Origin of the sequence: Sandarakinorhabdus limnophila DSM 17366, assembly GCF_000420765.1 — a bacterium.
In the GTDB taxonomy this organism is placed as follows: domain Bacteria; phylum Pseudomonadota; class Alphaproteobacteria; order Sphingomonadales; family Sphingomonadaceae; genus Sandarakinorhabdus; species Sandarakinorhabdus limnophila.
Genome location: NZ_ATVO01000006.1, coordinates 333,912 through 355,131 on the forward strand (window position 1 = coordinate 333,912; position 21,220 = coordinate 355,131).

Consider the following 21,220-nt stretch of genomic DNA (forward strand, 5'->3'; position numbering starts at 1 on the left):
TGTTCAGGCAGCGGCGATGGTCGTGCGGTGCAGCAACCGTGCGTGGCCCTGATATCCACCGGTGGCGGCGTGCAGCACCGATCTGTTATCCCACATCACCAGCATGTTCGGCTGCCAGCGGTGGCGATACTGGAAGCGTTCCTGCCCTTGCCAGTGATACAGTTCGACCAGCAGCGGCAGCGCCTCTTCGTCGGCCATGCCTTCAAAACCGATGACATAGCCCAGGCAGCCGAACAGGCCTTCGCGGCCGGTTTCGGGGTGATGGCGGATGAAGGGATGGCGCTGGGTGGCGCGGGCCGTTTCCGAAGGGCGGATGTCCATGCTGCGGCCTTTATCGCCCGCACCATAGAAGCCTTCGGGGGCATAGGCTTTCTGCGCCGAATGAATGGCGGTCAGCCCTTCGATGCGCGCCCGGATCGCGGTCGGCATCGCGTCCAGCGCCAGATGCTGGTTGGCAAACAGCGTGTCGCCGCCCATCGGCGGAATGGCGATGCCATAAAGGCAGGTGCCGGCCGGCGGGCGCGCCTGAAAGCTCCAATCCGTGTGCCAGGTCTCGGCAAAGATCGGCGCGGTTTCATCGGCGGCCCGCGCGACAGCAATGATGTGCTGGCGGCCGGCGATGGGGGCAATGAACGGGTCTTCGCCGAAGCCGCCCATGGCCAGGGTGAACCGCTCCAGATCATCGTCGCTCAGACGCTGATCGGGGAAGGCCAGCACATGATGCTGTAACCACGCCGCGCGGATGGCGGCCACCGTTTCAGCTGCCAGCGGGCCGGCAAGATCAACCCCCGTCACCACGGCCCCGCAGGCTTGTCCCGTCGGCTCGATCTGCATCATCCTCTCCCCGTCTTTTGCCCGTGATGCTGGCAGGGCAAGGGCGGTTCGGTCAATGGCCGCCGCCAATTGCCCCGGTGATCTTCACCTTCGGGATCAGCCACACCAGTGCGGCGGCAAAGAAGAACAGCAACGCCGTGCTGGCATAGATATGCAGATTGGCCAGCGTCGCCGCTTGCACCTCCAGCAGCCGATCGATACTGGCGCGCGCCTGCTCCATGGAAAGGCCGGCGCCCTGCAGTTTGGCCATGGCGGCATCAACCCCGTTCATGCCGTCGGCCATGGCTGCGCGCACCTGGCGCGAATCCGTGTCCCACTGGCTGGTGGCGATGGCGGTGCCGATCGCCCCGCACAACACGCGGCAGAAATTCTGGATGCCGGCGGCCGACACGCTTTCTTCCGGCTTCACGCTGGCCATGGCCAGGCTGGTGAGGCCGATGAAGAAGAACGGCATGCCCAGGCCAGTGAGCAGGTGCGGCAACACCAGATCGAGATAGCTGCTGTCGGTTGACCAGCTGGTGCGCCACGCCGCCATCACGCCCAGCCAGATCACCCCGCAGGTGACCGTGATGCGCGGATCAACGCGGGTCAACAGCAAGCCGGCCACGGGTGCCACCAGAACCGAAAACACCCCGATCCACGCTACCGTGTAACCAGCCTGCGTCGCCGAGTAGCCAAACACCGATTGCAGCCACAGCGGGGTGAGCACCACCACGGCAAAGAAACTGCCAAAACCGATGCTGATCACCGAGGTCGCGGCCGCAAAGCCCCGGTGACGGAAGATCTTGAGATCGACGATCGGATGATCATCGGTGAGTTCCCAGATCACGAACACCGCAATGGCAATCGCCGATACGATGGCGAGCCCGATGATCTCGCGCGAGGCAAACCAGTCCTGCTCCCGGCCGGTGTCCAGCATGATCTGGAAAGCGCCAACGCCAATCACCAGCAACACGAAACCAATGATGTCGATCGGCTGGCGCTGCAGCGGCGTTTCAAACACGCGCAGGCGCTGGAACACCACGAACAGGCAGATCGCCACCACCGGCAGGTTGATGAAGAAGATCCAGTGCCAGCTGACATTGTCGGAAATCAACCCGCCCAGGATCGGTCCCAATATGGGCGCGGCCATGGTGGTCGCCGCCCACAGGCCGATCGCGGCGCCCTGCTTTTCCTTGGGAAAGATCTGCTGCAGGATCGCCTGGCTCAACGGCATGATCGGCCCGCCGGCAAAGCCCTGCGCGATGCGGAACAGCACCAGCGACTCCAGGTTTTGCGACAGGCCGCACAGCAGCGAGAACAGGCCAAAGCCGAACAGCGAGATGCTGAACCAGCGCACCACGCCAAAGCGCAGCGCAAGCCAGCCAGCCAGCGGCACCGAAATGGCTTCGGCCACCGAATAACTTGTCACCACCCAAGTGCCTTGCGATGGTGCCACTGCCAGGCTGCCGGCGATGGCCGGGATGGAGACATTGGCGATGGTGATATCCAGCACCACCACGAAATTGGCCAGCGCCAGCGCCAACGCCGTCAACCACAGGCGCGCGCCGGTCAGCGGCTCCGGGGCGGCGGCGGCCGTCATTGGCGCGTGTCGATCACCGCGGTCATCGACAGGCCAACCCGCAACGGATGCGCCTTCACTTCGGCCGCATCCAGCGCGATGCGCACCGGCAGGCGCTGCACCACCTTCACCCAGTTGCCGGTGGCGTTCTGCGCCGGGATCAGCGCAAAGGCCGCACCGGTGCCGCCGGCCATGCCGACCACCTTGCCGTGATAGGTGACGCTGCCGCCATAAAGATCGGATTCCAGCTCGACCGATTGGCCAAGGCGGATGGTCTTGAGCTGGCTTTCCTTGAAATTGGCATCCACGAACAGGCCGACCGTGGGCACCAGAGTCATCAACGGCGCCCCGGCGGCAACGCGCTGGCCGATCTGCACGTTGCGGTTGGTGACAATGCCAGCGACCGGCGCCTTGATCACGGTGCGATCCAGATCGAGCTTCGCCTTGGCCAGCGCGGCCTCGGCAGCGCGGATGTCGGGCGCGGTGGACAGTGTCGTGCCACGCACCATTGCGGCGGCAGCAGCAGCATCGCCGGCCGCGGAACGCGCCGTGTCCTGCGCCGCAGCGACCGCCGTGCGCGCGGCATCGCGGGTGGCCATGGCAGCGGCCAGCGCAGCCCGCGCCGCGCCCAGTTCCTCGTTCGACACCGCGCCGCTGCCGGCCAGCGTCTGCCGCCGATCAAATTCGCCTTTCACCCGCGCCAGCAGAGCCTCGACTTCGATCAGGCGACTGCGGGCCGAGGCAATCTCGGCCGTGCGCCCGGCGGCCCGCGCGGACGCCGCATCGGCCATGGCGCCGGCCTGGCCATAACGCTGCCGCGCCTGCGCCAGCGCCGCTTCGGCCTGCGCCACGGCAATGCGCGCATCGGCATCGTCCAGCACCACCAAGACATCGCCGGCGTTCACGGCCTGGGTGCCGCCCACCTTCACTTCGGTCACGGTGCCGGCCAGTTGTGGCGTCACCAGTGCGGTGTCGCCGCCCACATAGGCGTTGTCGGTCTCCACCCGGCCGCGGGAAAAGATCGCCCAATACAACCCGGCAAGCAGCGCGGCGATCACCACCACCCCGCCCAGCACCCGCAGGGCCCGCGCGCGTTTCGGATTGCCAGTTTCCTTGCCCGTTTCGGCAGCGAGTTCCGTGGTTGCCATGTCAGCCATCACTGGCCCTCCTGTTCCCGAAAGCCGCCGCCCAGTGCGCGCACCAGCGCGACATCGGCGGCAAGGCGAAAGGCGCTCACATCAGCCAGCGTGCGCCGGGCGGTGACCACGGCATCATCGGCAGTGAGCACCAGCAACTGGTTCGACAGCCCGGCATCGTAACGCAGCGTCGCCACGTTCCGCGCCCGCGTCGCTTCGGCCAGCCCCTGCGTGAGCGCCTCACGCTGCAGGTCCAGCGCGGTCACCGCGCCGGCGGCATCGGCCACTTCATTCAGCGCGCGCAGCAGTGTCGCATCATGCACCGCCACCGCCGCCATCCGCGCTGCGCGGGCGCTGCGGGATTCGGCGGCGCGGCGGCCGCCATCAAGGATTGGCAGGCTCAATGCCGGGCCGAACTGGCCATAAAGGCTGTTGCCTTCCAGTAGCTTGCCAAAACCCAGGCTTTGCTGGCCGATGGTGGCATTCAACGTCAGATTGGGCAGGAAGGCACGGCCAGCCGCCATTTCACGCGCGCCGGTTGCTTCGGCGCGCAAGCGGGCAGCAACGATATCGGGCCGGCGCGCCACCAGAGCGATGGAAACCCCTTCGGGCAGGCCGGGCGGCAGCGGCTTGATGTTGGGCGGCGTGAGGCTCAGCCCGCGATCCGGCCCGGCACCCAGCAGCAACGCCAGCCGGCGCCGCGCCGCCGTCACCTGGGCGGCGGCCGCGACCAGATCGCTTTGCGCCAGCGCCAACCGGGTCGCGGCCTGGGCGCGGGCGCCATCATTGTCCAGGCCCGCGGTGACGCGATTGGCGGTCAGCTCCAGCGTCTGCCGGCGGATGGAGACGGCATCACGGGTCACGGCCAGGCGATCCAGCGCGGCGCCGAAATCGGCATAAGCCGCCGCCACGCTGGCCGCCAGAAACAGCCGTGTCTGCGTGCGTTCCACCGCCACCGCGTCGGCCTCGCGCCGGGCGGCGCGCAACTGCGCGCGGCCCTGGCCCCACAGATCGAGATTCCAGCCCGCCTGCAGGTTGATCAGGCCCGATTCGAGCACACCCGGCGGCACGAATTGCGCCGGGATGCCAAGATTGCGCGAGAGTTGCTGCCCACCCAGGCTGGCATTGCCCGTCAACGACGGCAGCAGCGACGCCCGGCTTTGGCGCGCGGCGGCATCGGCGGCGACAACCCGGGCTTCGGCGGCCGCCATGTCGGGATTGCCGGCCAGCGCCTCGGCCACCAGCGCGTTCAGTTGGCTGTCTCCCCAGGCCTGCCACCAGTCCGCCGCCGGCCAATCAAATTCGCCTTTCGCGGCCAGGGTGATCGTGCTGGCCGCAGTCGCCGGCGCACGCGGCAGCGGCGCCGGCCCAAGCTTGGGCGGCACGGCGCAGGCGGCAAGCGCCGCAGCCATGAACAGGGTGGAGAGCGAGCGGCGCACGTGAGAAAATCCGGACGAGAGAAGACCGTAGCAGCTTTGAGCCTTGCTCAATTGCCCGTCAACCTCACACTCGTCATGATCGGGCGCACGGCTTGTCGCACCGGTAGCTGCGACGGATTACAGGAACGCCCGCAGCTCCGCCACGAACCGATCAAACTGGTCGTGGTGGAGCCAGTGGCCAGCATTTTCAAACGTCACCACCCGCGCGGTGGCGAAATGTTCGATGCGGCCATCGTCGACCGGGTTCGATGCCCAGCTTTTCTCGCCATACATCAGCAGGGTCGGGCAGGTAATACGGCGCCACAGCTCTGCCACCATCTCGCCCGGCATGTCGTGCAGCCACGGCAGGTGCAGGTAATTGTCGAATTTCCAGCTGTAGCTGCCGTCCTCGTTGCGGTGAGTGCCGTGGATGGTGAGGTGGCGGGCCTGTTCCTCACTCAGGAAGCTGTTTTCCTGGTGCATGCGCGCGAACGCCTCTTCCAGCGTGGCATAACGCTTGGGGCTTCGGGCGGCGGCGGCGCGCTTGGCGTCGATCCACTGGCGCTCCCGCTCGGCAAAATCGGTCTTCAACCGCTCGGCCAGCATCTTCGGGGACGGGCCAAGGCCTTCGATGGCAACCAGCTTCTTCACATTGTCCGGATAAAGCCCGGTGTACCGCAGCGCGATATTGCCGCCCATCGAATGGGCCACGATGGTGACTGGCGCCAGCTTCAGCTGATGGATCAACTGCGCCAGATCATAGACATAATCGTGGGTGATATAGTCACCATCGGGGGCCCAGGCGCTGTCACCATGGCCGCGCCAATCCGGCGCGATGATGTGCCACTCATCCTTCAGCTCGCGCGCCACCCAATCCCAGCTGCGGGCATGGTCGCGCCCGCCGTGCAGAAGCAAAAGCGGCGGGGCGGAAGGATTGCCCCAGTCACAATAATGCAGGCGCAGTCGCTGCGAGATGAAGCTGTGCGAGGTGGGGCCCAAATCGATCATTTCTGCCCTTTGCCATGATGGCAGGGAACAGGCCAGCATTTGGGGCGTTAGAACCAATTCCAGAAATCAGCGTGATGGCCGGTGGCTATCCAAGGGAGACATATCATGGGTTGGATCGTGGCATTGATCGTGGGCGGCATCGCTGGCTGGCTGGCCAGCATGGTGATGAACCGCGACAACAGCATGGGGCTGTTCCTCAACATCGTCGTCGGTTGCGTCGGTTCGGTGCTGGGGAATTTGCTCCTCAACCAGTTCGGCATTGCCGGATCGGTGCAGAATTTCTCCCTCACCGGCCTCTTGGTGGCGGTTGTCGGCGCCGTCGTGCTGCTCGGCATCGTCAATCTGGTGCGGCGCGGCAGTTTGCGCTGAATCAGACGGGCTGGCGGGCACCTGCGACGTGGCTCTGGTCACCGCGGGTGAACACCCTATCTTGGGGCAGGATGGCGGCGATGGGGATGTCCCGGTCGCCGGCCAGCCGCTGGTAAAGCGGGCCAAAATCCGTTTCCAGCGTCACCTTCAGCAGCTGGTCGAAACTGTCGATGACGAAGTAGTTCTGCTGGAAATCGTCGATGATGTAGGGCGTCTTCAGCACCCGTTCGAGGGTCCACCCGATGCGGTTGGGGCTGGCGCTGTCCAGCGCGAACAACGTTTCGCCATGGCTGGAAACAATGCCGGCGCCATAGATCGCCAGGCCCTCATCTGAGCGGATCAGGCCGAATTCCACCGTGTACCAATAGAGCCGCGAGAGCCGGTTGATGGCGTTGTATTCGAGCGCCCGCAGGCCGCCGCGGCCATAGGCCTGCATGTAATCCGCGAACGCCGGGTGGGCCAGCAACGGCACATGGCCGAACACGTCGTGAAACACGTCCGGTTCCTGCAGATAATCCAGCTGGTCAGGCTTGCGGATGAAATTGCCCGCCGGAAAGCGCCGGTTGGCAAGATGATCGAAAAAAACCGCATCGGGCACCAGGCCCGGCACCGCCACCACCTGCCAGCCGGTCAGCGCCATCAGTTCATCGTTCAACCGGGCAAAATCCGGCACGCCGGGCCGCGTCAGGTCGAGCCGCTTCAATCCATCGAGAAACGCCGGCGCCACCCGCCCGGGCAGCAACCGCGTCTGCCGATCGAACAGATGATCCCACACGCCGTGATCAACGGCGGTGAAATGTTCCCAATCTTGAGGAACGGTCCAGTCAGGGGAAGGCGCAACGTTTATCACCCCGCGATTGTAGCAGGGGTGTCGCCGCTTTGCGACCAAGGCCCGCGCCTGTATCAGTGAGGGCCACACGGGGAGAAACACGCCATGTCACTGCCAGCCGAACGCACACCGGTGATCATCGGCGTAGGCGAGGTTCTGGACCGGCCCGCCGATCCGGGCCAAGCTCTGGAACCGCTGGCGCTGATGGAAGCGGCCGTGCGCGCGGCCGATGCCGATGCCGGCGGCGGCTTCCTTGATCGCATCGACAGCCTGGATGTGATCAACCTGATTTCATGGCGCTATGACCGGGTTGCGGCCCGGCTGGCCGAGCGCTTGGGCATTGTCCCACCGCGCGCCGTCTATGCAGTGGTCGGCGGCGAGACGCCGACGACCAAGATCCACGAAGCCGCGCTGCGCATCATGAACGGCAACAGCGTGGTCGCGGTGATCACCGGCGGCGAGGCCCAGAACGCCGTGGCCAAGGCCAAGGCCGCCGGCATCACCCTGCCGTGGACGCCGCCATCGAAAACGCCGGAAAATCCGATCATCCCGTCGGAGCATGTGACGCCATTGGGCATGCAGCACGGCATCTTCCAGCCGATCCACATCTATCCGCTGTATGAAAATGCCACGGTCGCCGCCTGGGGGCTGACTCCGCGCCAAGCGCTCGCCGAAAGCGGCGCGGCGTACGAGCGGATCAGCGCGGTCGCCGCCACCAACCCGTTCGCCTGGGGCCGCAAGGCGTTCAGCGCCGATGAAATCACCACGGTGTCCGACGACAACCGCATGATCTGCTGGCCCTATACCAAGCGCATGGTGGCCAACAACAATGTCAACGCCGCCGCCGCCGTGCTGATGACCACCCTTGCCGCCGCCCGCGCCGCCGGCATCCCCGAAGACCGCATCATCCACGTCCACGGCGGCGCGTCGGCGGGCGAGCACATGGATTATCTGAAGCGCGATCAATATGTGCACAGCTGCGCGCAGGATGCCGTGCTGGGCCAGGCGATTCGGATTGCACCCAATGGTTTTGACCGGGTGGAACTGTACAGCTGCTTCCCCACCGTGCCGAAAATGGCGCGGCGCACGCTGGGATTGGGCGCAGATGTACCGCTGTCGGTGATGGGCGGGCTCAGCTTCGCCGGCGCCGGCCTCAACTGCTACATGCTGCATTCCACCTGTGCGATGGTGCGCTCCCTGCGCGATCGGCCCGCCGATCAGGCGCTGCTCTATGGCCAGGGCGGCTATGTCACCAAGCATCACGCGCTGGTGATCGGCAATCGCCCGGCCGAACCGGCCTGGCTGATGCTGAACAAGGATGTGCAGGACGTCGCCGAGGACGCGCGCGGCGACGTGCCGGCCTATGATGGCAGCTACGTGGGGCCGGCGAACCTGGAAACCTACAGCATCGTCTTCGGCCGCGACGGCCAGCCTAGCCACGGCAGCGTGGTTGGCCGCACGCCCGACGGCGCGCGCACCCTCGGCAAGATCGACATTGCCGATGCGGACGCGCTGGCCACCCTGCTCAGCCTTGATGCCCACCCCATCGGCCTGCCCGGCGCGGTGAGCGTGGCCGACGACGGCCTGCAGCGTTGGCGGTTCGCCTGAACCTCAACGCGGCGCCAGTGCCGCCTCGTTGACCACGCCGCCCTGCTTGTAGAGCGTGCCGCCCTTCATGATGTGGGTGGGGTTCTGCAGCAGCGCGATCGTGCGCAGCACGTCGCCGCGCACGGCGATGATGTCGGCATATTTGCCCGCAGCGATGGTGCCGCTGTCCTTTTCCACGCCCATGAACTTGGCCGGCCAGTAGGTCGCGGCCTGGATCGCTTCCATCGCCGGCACATTCAGCCCATTCACCCACACATCCAGCTCGTTCCAGGTTGTCTGGCAGTGGAAGGCGGTGGGAATGCCGCTGTCTGTCCCGATCAGCAGGATGGCGCCAGCCTTGCGCAACTGGGCGAACTTGGTGTCCAGCGTGGGTTTGCGGCGCGGTGTGAGCTGGTTGTATTCCAGCGCCGACACATCCTTCAGCGAGGCCTTGATGTCGGCGACCGTATCGGGCTTCAGCCCGCGCGCCCAGCAGGCATCGTCGAGCTTCTCAGGGTTGGCCAGCAGATTGCCGTGGTTGAACAGGCCGCTGATGGTGGGCGTCCAATAAAGCGGGTTGCCCCGCACCCGGCCTTCAGCGGCGCGGGCTTCCAGCGCCACCATGATGTCATCGGGATATTTCGGCGCCGCGCCCAGGCCGGTGTGCTCGAAATTGTCGATGCCGGTTTTCAGGCCGATGCGGATTTCTTCGGGCAGATGGCTGTGGCCCACCACTTTCAGGCCCAGCTTGTGCGCTTCTTCGACAATGGCGCGGGTGGTGACTTCGCCCACTTCGTCCTGATCGACGAGCTTGATGATGTCGACACCGGCCGCCTTCAGCTTGCGCACCTTGGCGCGCGCATCTTCCGCGTTGTCCACGCCCCAGCGGAATGCTTCAGTGCCGGGATAGGCTTTCTTCTGCAGGAACGGCCCGGACACATAGAGGCGCGGGCCCGGCTTGCGGCCAGCCTTCACATCCTCGCGGATGGCAATGCTTTCGGCCAGCGGGCCACCGAGGTCGCGGGCGCTGGTGACGCCGGCCAGCAGCAGCTGCACGGCGCTGGCGGGCATGATTTCGGGGCCGAAGCGGTTCAGATACGCCTTGTCCCAATGGGTGTAATCGGCGTGGCCATTGATCATCAGGTGGACGTGCATGTCCCACAGGCCGGGCAGCACATCCATGCCTTCGGTAGAGACCACGGTGGCACCCGCCGGCACCGGCAGCGTGGCGACCGTGCCAATAGCGGCGATGCGATCGCCATCAACCAAGATCACGCTGTTGGCCAACGGTGGCCCGCCCTGACCGTCGATCAGGCGGCCACCCACCAATGCGGTGATAGGTGCGGCCGTTGCAGCGGCACTGGCCAGCAGGCCCGCAAGGAAAAGGGTGATGGCACGCATGGTTGAAGACTCCCTGTTGTGCGCAAGCCGTGGGCCGCGCCTGCGGGAGCGTCAACCTAACATACTGTCATCCAAGCTGATCAAGCGCATGATACAGCAGCACGCCGGCGCACACCGCGACGTTCAAACTGTCTGCGGCACCCAGCATCGGCAGTTTCACCACCGCGTCGCACTGCGCGGTGTAATCCGCCGGCAGGCCAGCCTGTTCGTTGCCCATCAGCAGAAAGCAGGGCGCGTTATAGGTCGCCGCGCGATAATCCACCGCCTGATCGGTGAGCGCCGCGCCCACCAAATGGGCTGGTCCCTGCCGCAGCCAAGCAAAAAACTCCGGCCCGGTTGCCCGCGCCACCTGGCGGCTGAACAGCGCCCCCATCGAGGCGCGCACCGCCTCCACGCTGAACGGGTCGCACGACTGATCGAGCAAGATCACCCCGCCCGCACCCGTGGCATCGCAGGTACGCAACATGGTGCCGAAATTGCCGGGGTCCTTCAGATTCTCGGCGACCAGCCACAGCTTCGCGGTGCTGCGGTCGATCCGGTCCAGGGAGATGTCGGGGATGGGATAGGCGGCGGCAACGGCTTGTGCATTATCCTTGCCGGTGAGCCGCTGCATCAGATCGGGGGTGGTGCGCAGGATGGTGCCGCGCAAATCCCATGTCGCGTCGATCAGCGCCTGGGTCAGCGCATGGCGTTCGGCTTCGGGCGTGAACAACAGGGTTTCGGGCACCTGTCCCGCGCTGAGCGCCTCGGTGCAGACCCGCAGCCCTTCGGCCAGAAACTGCCCCGCCTCCCGCCGCCCGCGCTTGTCGGACAGGGCTTTCAGGGCCTTCAATACCGGGTTGGACGGCGAGGAAATATCGGTGATGCGCGGCTGCATTGGCGGCGCCTATCACAATGCGACGATATTGTAATTGTGCCAAAGCAGGATGGAGAGGGCCCCCCGGTGCGGGCGCATCGGTTCGGCCAGCAGGCGCGCGCGCTTCTCGGTGGGCCGCGCGTCCTCACCCAGCATCCGGCCCAGCTGGATCTGCAAGGCCAGATCGCCGGCCGGGAAAATATCCGCCCGGCCCTCGGCGAACAGCAGATAGATCTCGGCCGACCAGCGCCCGATGCCCTTGATCGACGACAGCAGCGCAATCGCCGCCTCATCCTCGTCCGGCAGCGCGCCAAAATCGATCTGCCCGCTGGCCACCGCCTCGGCCAGCGCGTGGACATAGCTGGCCTTCTGCCCGGAAAGCCCGGCGCCACGCAGCACCTCGAACGGCGTTGCCGCCACTTGGCCGAGATCGTCCATGTCGCCGCCGCACGCTGCTTCCAACTTGTTCCAGATGCTGGCGGCGGCCTTGGTGCTCACCTGCTGGGCCACGATCGCCCGCATCATGGTGCCGGCACCGCGTGGCCGCAAACGAGGCTCGGGCACGCCATGGCTGGCCAGCGCATCGGCGACCGGCGGATGATCGGCGGCCAGCGCGTGGAGACAGGCGTGCAATTGTTCGGCGGAAAGTCCCATGATCTGCAGCCTAGGCGGCGCGCGCCCGGCTGGCCAGCCGGGCAGACGGTGGCGTCCGGAAACCGCCAATTTGGCCTTTTCTTCCCATGTCGCTATGGTGCCCCGATGGTTGATCCGCATATCCGCCAAGGCTTTTTCCGCGACAAGAACCGCGCCTTCTGGATGCTGCAGGGCGGCGGCTGGTTTGCGTATCTGATGTTGCGCGCCCTGTCGGGCCTGGCCAACTCCATGGGCCTCAATTTCGTGGTGCCGGCGATCATCGTTACGGCCACCGGCTTTTCCATCACGCTGCTGCTGTCGGCCGCCTATCGCCGCCTGATCGCCGTAAAGCCGATCTGGACGTGGACGCTCACCGCCATGCTGCTGATCGGCGCTTCCGGGCTGTTCTCGGTGCTGGAAGTGTGGGCGCACGCCACCTTCTATCAGCCCGGCTGGCAACCCAAGGGGGTGCAGTTCTTCGGCGCCATCCTGCTCGATTTCGCCGTGCTCGGCGCGTGGACGGCGCTTTATTATGGCATCAACTATTATCTGCTGCTGGCCGAACAATCGGCCCGCATGGTCAACATGGCGGCCCAGGCCAACAGCGCCCAGCTGGAAATGCTGCGCTACCAGCTCAATCCGCATTTCCTGTTCAACACGCTGAACAGCATATCGACGCTGGTGCTGCTGAAACAGACGGAGCGCGCCAATGCCATGCTGTCCCGCCTGGCCAGCTTCCTGCGTTACAGCCTGGTCGGCGAACGCGAAGGCCTGGCGACCGTGGCGCAGGAAGCCGAAGCACTGAAGCTGTATCTGGATATCGAGCGCACACGGTTTGAAGCCCGCCTTCGCACCCGCTTCGATATCGCGCCCGATGTGATGGAGGCGCGGCTGCCCAGCCTGCTGCTGCAACCCATCATCGAAAATGCCATCAAATATGCCGTCACCCCGGCCGAAGACGGCGCCGACATCTTGGTGGACGCGCGGCGCATGGGCGATCGGCTGGTAATTACCATCGCAGACACAGGCCCGGGCCTGGGCGCAGTGCCGGCCGAAGCATCGGGAACCAATGTGGGCCTTGGCAATATCCGCGAGCGGCTGGCGCAAAGCTATGGCGCCGATCACCGCTTCGAACTGGCCGACAATGAACCCCACGGCCTGATCGTGTTGATCGACATTCCGTTCCAGACCGACAATCCGGCACAACCCGTCGCGCCAGCGGTTGCAACGCCGGTGTTGGCCCCCCAAGTGTAACGCCATGACCATCCGCACCATACTCGTCGACGACGAGCCACTGGCGATCCAGGGCCTCGAACTGCGGCTGCAGCCGTTCGAGGATGTCGAGATAATCGAACGCTGCGCCAACGGCCGTGAGGCGATCCGCGCCATTCGCACGCTGAAGCCCGATCTGGTGTTCCTTGATATCCAGATGCCGGGCTTCGACGGTTTCTCCGTCGTTTCCGGCCTGTCCGATATCGAACCGCCGCTGTTCGTGTTCGTCACCGCCTTCACCCAACATGCACTGAAGGCCTTTGAAGCGCAGGCGGTGGATTATCTGTTGAAACCCGTGGAGGAAGACCGGCTGGCCGCCACCATCGAGCGCGTGCGCCAGCGCCTTGCGGAAAAGCAGGGCGCGCAGGGCGCCGAGCGGCTGAAGGAAATCCTTTCCGAAGTCGCACCCGAAGCCCTGCCCGACGATCTTTCGGATGCACCGCAGGCCGGCCGCTTTGAACGGGTGATCAACATCAAGGATCGTGGCCAGATCTTCCGGGTGGACGTTGGCGATATCGAACGCATCGATGCTGCCGGCGATTACATGTGCATCTACACGGCGGATCAGACGCTGGTGCTGCGCGAGACGATGAAGGATCTGGAACGCCGGCTCGATCCGAAGAAGTTCCAGCGCATCCACCGCTCCACCATCGTCAATCTCGACAACATCAAGAGCGTGAAGCCGCACACCAACGGCGAATGCTTCCTGGTGCTGGGCAGCGGCACGCAGGTGAAAGTCTCGCGCTCCTACCGCGACGTGGTGGCGCGCTTCCTCTAAAGCGCCCGGCCCAACCAGTCCGTCACGATGCCGGCTGCTTGGCGAAGATGCTCCGGCTGGAACGCATAATAATGGGTCGCGCCCTTCACTTCGTGCAGTTCGCGGGACGTGGCGTTCTCCACGCACTCGAACAATCGCCGCGTGTGGCTGGGCGTGCAGGCATCATCGGCCGTATTGCCCACCACCAGCACCGGCAGCCGGATGCGGTGGCCAACCTTCAGTGAACAGGCGTTGGATTTGAGGCTCCACTGGGACAGCCATGACCTGAGCGTGGTGAAGCGGCCCAACCCGCCGGGTGAATCGTTGATCAGCCGCGGGTCACCCAAATAGCAGCGGCCGGGCGCGCGATCATTGGCGTCAACCGCCGGATCGAGCCAGCACGGCGCCGCCATGGTGCCATGCACGATGAAGGCGCGCTCCGCATGCGGGCCTTCGCGGGCTTTCAGTTCGGCCAAGGTCGCTTCCGCCCACGCCGTGATGCGGTTCGACCGTGCCACCTGCCGGGCAGCATATTCGGCGAGGAAGTCCGCAGAATAGGCCGGTTGCGGGCAATCGGGGCTGTAAAGATTCCACTTCGGATCGCGCACCGGGCCGTTCTCGTCCACCACCGAGGCGTCCAGCCACTCGGTCAACGTCTGGCTGCGCGAAACATGCGCTGCGAGCAGCATGATGCCATCAACCGGCGGCAATTTGGCTTCGGCCATCGGGAATGGATCGCCGGCCGGCGTGTGCGTAACCTGCGGGTCACAGGCTTCGGCCTGGTAGAACAGCGCCAGGCTGCCGCCGCCCGACCAGCCGGCCAACACGACGCGTTTATACCCCAGCACCTCGCGGCAATGCGCCACCCAGCGGCCGAGATCGACCGCCACCTTCTCCATGATCAACGCATTGTCGTTGTTGGGATAGCGCGACACCGCGGTGAGCACGTGCACACCCGCATCGGCCAGCGCCGGCGGCAGCGGCAGATAATGCATGATCCCCATCGGGTGCATGAAGATCACGATGGTATCGGATCGCGTCTCCGGCTTGAGATGATGCGCCTGCAACGCCACCACGCCATCGATGCCGCCATAGGTGTCGCGCAGGCCCACTGCCTCGCGAAAGGCGATCAGCAGCGGGATACGGCTATAGCTCATGCCGCCTTCTCGCTGGCCTTGCGGGCGCTCCACGCCTTGATGATGGCATGGGCGGTCTTGGCATCTTCGGCTAGGATCGCATCGTGTGCGGGCACCCGCGCGGTGATTTCCAGCGGCAAGCCGTTCGGATCGGAGAAATACACCGATTTCACAAAGCCATGATCGATCGGCCCGAAACAGGGCACACCGGCCGCGTTCAGCTTGTCGCGCCAGTCGAGCAGCTTCACCTCGTCGTCCGCTTCGAACGCGACATGGCGGTCAAAGCCATGCACCAGATTGAAATCGCCTTCCTTCACCGTGCCGGGCGCATCGAAGAAGGCGATGAAATTGCCATCGGGCATGCGGAAGAATAGGTGCACGAACGGATTGGGCCGGCCCGAACCGGGCTCCTTCTCCTCCTGCACCACCGCTTCCAGCGGCAGGCCGAGCACATCTTCGTAAAAGGCCCGCGTTTCCTCGGCGTCGCGGCAACGATAGGCGCTGTGGTGAATGCCCTTCAATGCTGTCGTCATGGCAGGCCCTCCTTCAACAGGAGAGTGCCATGCACTGCCGCCCCAAGAAAGCCTGCACGAAGGATCAGGCCGTCCGGGTGGCACTCAGGAAATAATTCACCGACACGTCGCTGCCGATGTGGAAGCCCTTGCCTGGCCGCCACGACAGGCCGGCGGGCTCCTGCGGGTTCAGGCCGGCGTGGGCCAGTGCTTCGGCGAGTTCGGCCGGCGTGAAGAAGCGGTTCCAGTCGTGGGCGCCCTTGGGGATGGTGCGGGTGATATGTTCCGCCCCGGCGATGACCACGGCCCAGCTGGCCGGCGTGCGGTTGGGGGTGGAGAAGACGGCGAGGCCACCGGGTTTCAACAGGCCGGCCAGCGCGGCGAAGAAGGCATCGCGGCCGGCGACATGCTCGACGACTTCAAGGCAGGTGATGAGATCATAGCGCGCGCCCGTCGCGGCCAAGTCTTCCACCGCGATGCACTGGTAATCGATGCTCAGCCCGCTGGCTTCGGCATGCGCCTTGGCCGCCTCGATATTCTCCGGTGCGGCATCGATGGCGGTGGTGGCCGCACCCATGCGCGCCAACGGCTCCGCCATCAGACCGGCACCGCAGCCGACATCCAGCGCGGCGAGGCCCGCCAGTGGCCGGCGGCTCTTCGCATCCAGCCCGAAATGCGCCAGCGCCAGCCCACGGATATAGGCCACGCGCACCGGCGTGATGCGGTGAAGCATGGCAGACGTGCCCTTGGGATTCCACCAGTCGGCCGCCAGCTTGCCAAAGAAGGCGGCTTCGTCGGGGTTGATGCTGGCGGCTGCTGACATTTTCTTGTCCTGCACGTCTCTAGGGCTTTCTTGCCATTGCCCGCCCACGTTCCTATCAGGCAAGGGCAATAGTGAAGCACCCTCATAAAGGAAGTCGCCGGCAATGGCCCGGATCGTGATGAAATTCGGTGGCACCTCGATGGCGGGGACGGAGCGGATTCGCAACGTTGCATCGCGGGTGAAACGCGAAGTGGACGCCGGCAACGAAGTGGCCGTGGTTGTCTCTGCCATGTCGGGCGAGACGGATCGGCTGGTCGGTTATTGCCGCGAAGCCTCGCCGCTGGCCGACCCGGCCGAATATGACGTGGTGGTGGCCGCTGGCGAGCAGATCACCTCCGGCCTGCTGGCCATCACCCTGCAATCGCTGGGCGTGAAGGCGCGCAGCTGGCTGGGTTGGCAATTGCCGATCCGCACCAGCAGCGCCCACAGTGTGGCCCGCATCGAAGACATCGAGACGGCTGCCATCCTGGCCAGCATGGCGGCGGGCGAAGTGGCGGTGGTGCCGGGCTTCCAGGGGCTGACGGCGGATGAGCGGGTGACAACGCTGGGCCGTGGCGGATCCGATACGTCGGCGGTGGCGATGGCGGCCGCGCTGAAGGCGGATCGCTGCGACATCTATACTGATGTGGATGGCGTCTACACGACCGATCCGCGCATCGTGCCGCGCGCCCGCAAATTGCATCGCATCACCTATGAAGAAATGCTGGAACTGGCCAGCGTGGGCGCCAAGGTGTTGCAGACGCGGTCGGTCGAACTGGCCATGAAGGAAAAAGTGGTTGTGCAGGTGCTGTCGAGCTTCTCCGACGCGCCGGGCACGCTGGTGGTGGACGAGGATGACGAGATGGAACAGGAACTGATCGCCGGCATCGTGGCCGACAAGGGTGAAGCCAAGGTCACGCTGGTGGGCGTGCCCGACAAGCCTGGCGTGGTGGCCGGCATCTTCGGGCCGCTGGCCGATGCCAATATCAATGTCGACATGATCGTGCAGAACATCGCCAAGGGGGAAGGCAAGACCGATGTCACCTTCACCGTGCCGCGCGCGCAGCTGCCGGCCTCGATGGACGTTCTGGAAAAGGCGCGCGATGCCATCGGTTTTGCGTCCTTGCTGGCCGATGATGATGTGGCCAAGATCTCGGTGGTGGGCGTCGGCATGAAGAGCCACGCCGGGGTGGCCGCCACCATGTTCCGCGCGCTGGCCAGCCGGGGGATCAATATCCAGGCCATCACCACCTCGGAAATCAAGGTGAGTGTGCTGATCCCGATGGATTATGTCGAACTGGCCGTGCGCGTGCTGCACACGGCCTATGGTCTGGATGGGCCGATTGCCGGCGATGTGGCCGAAGATGCGGAGAGCGATGCGTGAGCGATACCCCCCACCTCGACGCTGCATCGGCCAAGGGCCGCGAATTTCTTGGCACCCGCCACGCCATCATGGCCGGCGCCATGACGTGGGTTTCGGAACGTCACCTGGTTTCCGCCATCTCCAACGCCGGCGGTTTCGGCGTGCTGGCGTGCGGGGCGATGCCGCCGGCCATTCTTGAAGCCGAGATCATCGCGACGCGGGCGCTCACCAGCAAACCGTTCGGCGTCAACCTGATCACCCTGCACCCACAGCTGGATGAACTGATCGATATCTGTGGCCGGCAGGGCGTGAGCCATGTCGTGCTCGCCGGCGGGCTGCCGTCGGGCGCGGCGATTGCCAAGATCAAGGGCTTTGGCGCCAAGCTGATGTGCTTTGCGCCCACCGCCGCGCTGGCCAAGAAGCTGGTGCGATCGGGTGTTGATGCGATCATCATCGAAGGTTCCGAAGCCGGTGGCCATATCGGCCCAGTGTCGCTCACCGTGCTGGCGCAGGAAATCCTGCCGGTGATCACTGATGTGCCGGTGTTCGTTGCCGGCGGCATCGGGCGCGGCAATGCGATTGCCGCCTATCTGGAAATGGGCGCATCGGGCGTGCAGCTTGGCACCCGCTTTGCCGCTGCAGCCGAAAGCGTGGCGCACGACAAGTTCAAGGCCGCGTTTGTCCGCGCTTCGGCCCGCGATGCGCTGTCCAGCGTGCAAATCGATCCGCGCCTGCCGGTGATCCCGGTGCGCGCCCTGAAGAACGCCGGCAGCGAAGCCTTCAACGAGCGTCAGCGCGAAGTTGCCGCCGCCGTTGATCGCGGCGAGATGGATCTGGCCGCCGGGCAATTGGCCATCGAACATTATTGGGCCGGCGCGCTGCGCCGCGCCGTAGTGGATGGCGATGTCGAAGGCGGCAGCCTGATGGCCGGCCAATCGGTGGGTATGGTCACCAGCGTGCAGCCGGTGGCCGAGATCATCGACGAACTCACCACCGACGCCGAAGCCGCCCTGTCCCGTCGGACCGTCAGAGAGGCCGCTGCCTGATGGCCCAAGTCAACGCCGCCCGCGAGATACTGCGCCGCCTTCACGATGTGATGGCTGGCAAGGCGGCGGCGCAGGTGAAGCTGAACCAGGTGGTGAAGCTGGTGGCGGCCGAACTGGGCAGCGAGGTCGCCTCCATCTATCTGCTGCGCGATGGCGTGCTGGAACTGTTTGCCACGCAAGGCCTGGCGCAATCGGCCGTGCATGTCACCCGGCTTTCCATGGGCCAGGGCCTGGTGGGCAATATCGCCGCCCGCCGCGAACCGCTGGCATTGGCCGAAGCCAAGGCCCATCCCGATTTCGCCTATCGCCCGGAAACCGGCGAAGATGATTTCCACAGTTTCTGCGGCGTGCCGATCCTGCGCCGCGAAGCCGCCATCGGCGTGCTGGCCGTGCAGCACCGCGAACCGCGCAATTATGCCGAGGTGGAGATCGAAGCGCTGCAAACCGTGGGCATGGTGCTTTCGGAATTGATCCACGGCGCAGGGCTGGTGGATGATGCCCAGGCCGCCCGCATGCGCGCCGCCAACAGCGGGCCAACCCGATTGAATGGCCTGAAGCTGGTCGATGGCCTCGCCCGCGGCGTGGCGGTGTTTCACCAGCCGCGCGTGGTGGTGGAACACACGGTGGCCGACGATGTCGATGCCGAACGCGTGCGGCTGGTCGATGCCTTTGCTCGGATGCGCACCCAGATCGACGACATGATGGGCCGATCCGAATTCGTTGCCGGCACCGATCACCACGAAATTCTCGAAACCTACAAGATGTTTGCCTATGATGAAGGCTGGGCGCGGCGCATCAACGAGGCGATCGAAACCGGCCTCACCGCCGAAGCCGCCGTGGAACGGGTGCAATCGCGCAACCGGCTGCGCATGCGATCAATCGACGATCCGTATCTGAAGGAACGGCTCACCGATCTCGATGATCTCGCCAACCGGCTGCTGCGCACCCTTTCCGGCCAATTGGGCACGGCAGCGCAGTTGGGCATCACCGGCGATGCCATATTGATCGCCCGCAATCTCGGCCCGGCCGAACTGCTGGAATATGACAAGCGCCACCTGAAGGGCGTGGTGCTGGAAGAAGGCAGCCTGACGGCGCACGTCATCATCGTGGCGCGCGCCATGGGCGTGCCCGTGCTTGGCCGCGTCGATCAGCTGTTTGCCAACGTGAATGACGGCGATGAACTGATCGTCGACGCCGGCAACAATGCGCTGCTGATCCGGCCGACGGCAGCCACGATCAAATCCTACCAGGCGATGCGGGCGCTGAAAGCGCGTCAGGCCGAACAATGGGCCAAGGTGCGCGATCTGCCGGCCATTTCCAAGGATGGCCGCCATATCGCGCTCTATATGAACGCCGGCCTGCTCGATGATGCCGCCGCGATTCCGCTGGCCGGCGCCGATGGCATCGGGCTGTTCCGCACCGAATTCCAGTTCCTGGTTTCGGCCACCCTGCCGCGCCGCGAACGCCAGCAGAGCCTGTATCGCGGCGTACTGGAAGCCGCGGGCGACAAGCCGGTGGTGTTCCGCACCGTCGATATCGGCGGTGACAAGGCCGTGCCCTATATCGACGGTGACGAGGAAGACGAAAACCCGGCGATGGGCTGGCGCGCGCTGCGGCTGGCGCTCGGCCGCTCCGGCCTGATGAAGGTGCAGGCCCGCGCCCTGCTGGAGGCTGCAGCCGGCCGCACCTTGAACGTGATGTTCCCGATGGTCTCCGAACCCTGGGAATTCGCCGAAGCCCGTGGGCTGGTGGAACAGCAACGCGAACGGCTGGCCAGCACCGGCCACGCCGTGCCCACCGAGATCCAGTACGGCGCCATGATCGAGGTGCCGGCCCTGATCGAGCAGCTCGACCTGCTGCTGCCGATGACCGATTTCGTGTCGATCGGCACCAACGACCTGACGCAATTCCTGTTCGCCGCAGACAGAGCCAATCCGCGCCTGGCCGACCGTTACGACTGGCTATCCCCCGCCATCCTGCGCGTCATCCGCCGCGTGGTGTGCGCCGGCGCCGAGCATGATGTGCCGGTGACCGTGTGCGGTGAAATGGGCGGGCGCCCGCTTGAGGCGCTGGCGCTGATCGCGCTCGGTGTCGAGCGCCTCTCCATCACGCCGGCCGGCATTGGTCCGATCAAGGCGATGATCCGTTCGGCGACGCTGGAGCCGCTGTCGCAGGCCATGCAGGAGTGGCTGGCCAAGCCGGGTGTCAATATCCGTGCCGAGCTGTCGAGCGCGGCGAAGCGGCAGGGGCTCAGCTTCTAGGGCAACACCTTATGCCAATTCGTTACCGACCGGCTCTCGAACAGCCCGGCCAGGTGATAGGGATCGGCATTGGCAAAGGCGATCGCCGCATCGCGATCATCGAATTCCATGATCAGCAAGCTGCCCATCGCCCGGCCATCGGGGCGCAAAAGCGGCCCACCAACCAGCACCTGATCCTTGAAGGCGTTGATATGGGCCAGATGATCGGACCGCGTTTGCACACGCAGTTCGGCGCTGTCGGGCTTGTCGATGCAATGAATGGCAAACCAGGGCATGAATCGAACCTGCCGGCGCCGTTGATTCGCCACCGTTGATTTCGGTCTAGCCCGGCAAAAGCGGTGAGAAAAGGGCCATGTGCCCGATTTGGGGCGGCCTGAACCGGCCGCGTGCCGGGCGGCGATTCGCGGCGACCCGGCCCGGCCTGCCGCACACGGCGTTG

20 protein-coding genes are annotated in these 21,220 nt (G+C 65.3%); 7 read left to right on the forward strand and 13 right to left on the reverse strand.

Going from position 1 to position 21,220, the window contains the following annotated elements:
• Positions 1–3 precede the first annotated feature (3 nt).
• From G566_RS0109315 to G566_RS0109335, 5 genes are all read right to left on the reverse strand, one after another.
• Entirely contained in the window at positions 4–837 is an 834-nt protein-coding gene (locus G566_RS0109315; RefSeq protein ID WP_022680403.1) for a TauD/TfdA dioxygenase family protein, read from the reverse strand.
• Positions 838–886: 49 nt separating this feature from the next.
• Positions 887–2,416 (reverse strand): DHA2 family efflux MFS transporter permease subunit, encoded by a 1,530-nt coding sequence (locus G566_RS0109320; RefSeq protein ID WP_022680404.1) that lies wholly within the window; start codon positions 2,414–2,416, stop codon positions 887–889.
• A complete protein-coding gene (locus G566_RS0109325) occupies positions 2,413–3,552 on the reverse strand; it encodes an HlyD family efflux transporter periplasmic adaptor subunit (protein ID WP_022680405.1) in 1,140 nt (379 codons plus the stop codon). The genes G566_RS0109320 and G566_RS0109325 overlap by 4 nt, the downstream gene beginning before the upstream one ends.
• Positions 3,552–4,970: an efflux transporter outer membrane subunit gene (locus G566_RS0109330; protein WP_029131490.1), complete on the reverse strand. Its 1,419-nt coding sequence runs from the start codon at positions 4,968–4,970 to the stop codon at positions 3,552–3,554. Before G566_RS0109330 ends, G566_RS0109325 begins: the two co-directional genes overlap by 1 nt.
• A gap of 117 nt (positions 4,971–5,087) precedes the next feature.
• Positions 5,088–5,957: an alpha/beta fold hydrolase gene (locus G566_RS0109335; RefSeq protein WP_022680407.1), complete on the reverse strand. Its 870-nt coding sequence runs from the start codon at positions 5,955–5,957 to the stop codon at positions 5,088–5,090.
• Positions 5,958–6,062: 105 nt separating this feature from the next.
• Here G566_RS0109335 and G566_RS0109340 point away from each other — a divergent pair, with 105 nt between their 5' ends.
• Positions 6,063–6,326, forward strand: a complete 264-nt coding sequence (locus G566_RS0109340) for a GlsB/YeaQ/YmgE family stress response membrane protein (protein ID WP_022680408.1) — start codon at positions 6,063–6,065, stop codon at positions 6,324–6,326.
• A 1-nt stretch (position 6,327) separates the two neighbouring features.
• Here the strand turns inward: G566_RS0109340 and phhA are convergent, their stop codons facing one another.
• Positions 6,328–7,176, reverse strand: coding sequence for a phenylalanine 4-monooxygenase (gene phhA / locus G566_RS0109345; protein ID WP_022680409.1), 849 nt, complete (start codon positions 7,174–7,176; stop codon positions 6,328–6,330).
• 84 nt (positions 7,177–7,260) lie between these two features.
• Here phhA and G566_RS0109350 point away from each other — a divergent pair, with 84 nt between their 5' ends.
• A complete protein-coding gene (locus tag G566_RS0109350) occupies positions 7,261–8,763 on the forward strand; it encodes an acetyl-CoA acetyltransferase (RefSeq protein ID WP_022680410.1) in 1,503 nt (500 codons plus the stop codon).
• A 3-nt stretch (positions 8,764–8,766) separates the two neighbouring features.
• On the opposite strand, the gene G566_RS0109355 is transcribed toward G566_RS0109350, so the two are convergent.
• The 3 genes from G566_RS0109355 to G566_RS0109365 form a co-directional block, all read right to left on the reverse strand.
• Entirely contained in the window at positions 8,767–10,143 is a 1,377-nt protein-coding gene (locus tag G566_RS0109355; RefSeq protein WP_022680411.1) for an amidohydrolase family protein, read from the reverse strand.
• Between the two features lie 67 nt (positions 10,144–10,210).
• A complete protein-coding gene (locus tag G566_RS0109360; protein WP_022680412.1) occupies positions 10,211–11,020 on the reverse strand; it encodes a TrmH family RNA methyltransferase in 810 nt (269 codons plus the stop codon).
• Between the two features lie 12 nt (positions 11,021–11,032).
• The gene (locus tag G566_RS0109365; protein ID WP_022680413.1) at positions 11,033–11,653 is read right to left on the reverse strand and encodes a DNA-3-methyladenine glycosylase family protein; all 621 of its coding nucleotides are present in this window, start codon (positions 11,651–11,653) and stop codon (positions 11,033–11,035) included.
• A 105-nt stretch (positions 11,654–11,758) separates the two neighbouring features.
• Between G566_RS0109365 and G566_RS14065 the strand changes: the two genes are divergently transcribed.
• Positions 11,759–12,886 carry a sensor histidine kinase gene (locus G566_RS14065; RefSeq protein WP_022680414.1) on the forward strand — a complete coding sequence of 376 codons (1,128 nt, stop codon included), beginning with the start codon at positions 11,759–11,761 and terminating at the stop codon, positions 12,884–12,886.
• Positions 12,887–12,890: 4 nt separating this feature from the next.
• Complete coding sequence (locus G566_RS0109375) at positions 12,891–13,682, forward strand: LytR/AlgR family response regulator transcription factor (RefSeq protein WP_022680415.1); 792 nt, start codon at positions 12,891–12,893, stop codon at positions 13,680–13,682.
• Here the strand turns inward: G566_RS0109375 and G566_RS0109380 are convergent.
• From G566_RS0109380 to ubiG, 3 genes are all read right to left on the reverse strand, one after another.
• The gene (locus G566_RS0109380) at positions 13,679–14,818 is read right to left on the reverse strand and encodes an alpha/beta hydrolase (protein ID WP_029131491.1); all 1,140 of its coding nucleotides are present in this window, start codon (positions 14,816–14,818) and stop codon (positions 13,679–13,681) included. The two genes, G566_RS0109375 and G566_RS0109380, sit on opposite strands and share 4 nt — an antisense overlap.
• Complete coding sequence (locus G566_RS0109385; RefSeq protein ID WP_029131492.1) at positions 14,815–15,330, reverse strand: VOC family protein; 516 nt, start codon at positions 15,328–15,330, stop codon at positions 14,815–14,817. The genes G566_RS0109380 and G566_RS0109385 overlap by 4 nt, the downstream gene beginning before the upstream one ends.
• A 64-nt stretch (positions 15,331–15,394) precedes the next feature.
• Positions 15,395–16,132 (reverse strand): bifunctional 2-polyprenyl-6-hydroxyphenol methylase/3-demethylubiquinol 3-O-methyltransferase UbiG, encoded by a 738-nt coding sequence (gene ubiG, locus G566_RS0109390; protein WP_022680416.1) that lies wholly within the window; start codon positions 16,130–16,132, stop codon positions 15,395–15,397.
• 103 nt (positions 16,133–16,235) lie between these two features.
• Here ubiG and G566_RS0109395 point away from each other — a divergent pair, with 103 nt between their 5' ends.
• Genes G566_RS0109395 through ptsP form a run of 3 tightly spaced genes read left to right on the forward strand, consistent with a single transcriptional unit; the run spans position 16,236 to position 20,781 of the window.
• The gene (locus tag G566_RS0109395; protein WP_022680417.1) at positions 16,236–17,495 is read left to right on the forward strand and encodes an aspartate kinase; all 1,260 of its coding nucleotides are present in this window, start codon (positions 16,236–16,238) and stop codon (positions 17,493–17,495) included.
• Entirely contained in the window at positions 17,492–18,520 is a 1,029-nt protein-coding gene (locus tag G566_RS0109400) for an NAD(P)H-dependent flavin oxidoreductase (protein WP_022680418.1), read from the forward strand. Before G566_RS0109395 ends, G566_RS0109400 begins: the two co-directional genes overlap by 4 nt.
• On the forward strand, positions 18,520–20,781 hold the full coding sequence (gene ptsP, locus G566_RS0109405) for a phosphoenolpyruvate--protein phosphotransferase (RefSeq protein ID WP_022680419.1): 2,262 nt from the start codon (positions 18,520–18,522) through the stop codon (positions 20,779–20,781). The genes G566_RS0109400 and ptsP overlap by 1 nt, the downstream gene beginning before the upstream one ends.
• Here ptsP and G566_RS0109410 read toward each other — a convergent pair.
• A complete protein-coding gene (locus tag G566_RS0109410) occupies positions 20,778–21,056 on the reverse strand; it encodes a YciI family protein (RefSeq protein ID WP_029131493.1) in 279 nt (92 codons plus the stop codon). The two genes, ptsP and G566_RS0109410, sit on opposite strands and share 4 nt — an antisense overlap.
• Positions 21,057–21,220: the final 164 nt, after the last annotated feature.

Coding starts and splice junctions, on each gene's coding strand:
- G566_RS0109315 (WP_022680403.1), bottom strand. CDS start 837: ATGATGCAGATCGAGCCGACGGGACAAGCCTGCGGGGCCGTGGTGACG.
- G566_RS0109320 (WP_022680404.1), bottom strand. CDS start 2,416: ATGACGGCCGCCGCCGCCCCGGAGCCGCTGACCGGCGCGCGCCTGTGG.
- G566_RS0109325 (WP_022680405.1), bottom strand. CDS start 3,552: ATGGCTGACATGGCAACCACGGAACTCGCTGCCGAAACGGGCAAGGAA.
- G566_RS0109335 (WP_022680407.1), bottom strand. CDS start 5,957: ATGATCGATTTGGGCCCCACCTCGCACAGCTTCATCTCGCAGCGACTG.
- G566_RS0109340 (WP_022680408.1), top strand. CDS start 6,063: ATGGGTTGGATCGTGGCATTGATCGTGGGCGGCATCGCTGGCTGGCTG.
- G566_RS0109350 (WP_022680410.1), top strand. CDS start 7,261: ATGTCACTGCCAGCCGAACGCACACCGGTGATCATCGGCGTAGGCGAG.
- G566_RS0109355 (WP_022680411.1), bottom strand. CDS start 10,143: ATGCGTGCCATCACCCTTTTCCTTGCGGGCCTGCTGGCCAGTGCCGCT.
- G566_RS0109360 (WP_022680412.1), bottom strand. CDS start 11,020: ATGCAGCCGCGCATCACCGATATTTCCTCGCCGTCCAACCCGGTATTG.
- G566_RS0109365 (WP_022680413.1), bottom strand. CDS start 11,653: ATGGGACTTTCCGCCGAACAATTGCACGCCTGTCTCCACGCGCTGGCC.
- G566_RS14065 (WP_022680414.1), top strand. CDS start 11,759: ATGGTTGATCCGCATATCCGCCAAGGCTTTTTCCGCGACAAGAACCGC.
- G566_RS0109375 (WP_022680415.1), top strand. CDS start 12,891: ATGACCATCCGCACCATACTCGTCGACGACGAGCCACTGGCGATCCAG.
- G566_RS0109380 (WP_029131491.1), bottom strand. CDS start 14,818: ATGAGCTATAGCCGTATCCCGCTGCTGATCGCCTTTCGCGAGGCAGTG.
- G566_RS0109385 (WP_029131492.1), bottom strand. CDS start 15,330: ATGACGACAGCATTGAAGGGCATTCACCACAGCGCCTATCGTTGCCGC.
- ubiG (WP_022680416.1), bottom strand. CDS start 16,132: ATGTCAGCAGCCGCCAGCATCAACCCCGACGAAGCCGCCTTCTTTGGC.
- G566_RS0109395 (WP_022680417.1), top strand. CDS start 16,236: ATGGCCCGGATCGTGATGAAATTCGGTGGCACCTCGATGGCGGGGACG.
- ptsP (WP_022680419.1), top strand. CDS start 18,520: ATGGCCCAAGTCAACGCCGCCCGCGAGATACTGCGCCGCCTTCACGAT.
- G566_RS0109410 (WP_029131493.1), bottom strand. CDS start 21,056: ATGCCCTGGTTTGCCATTCATTGCATCGACAAGCCCGACAGCGCCGAA.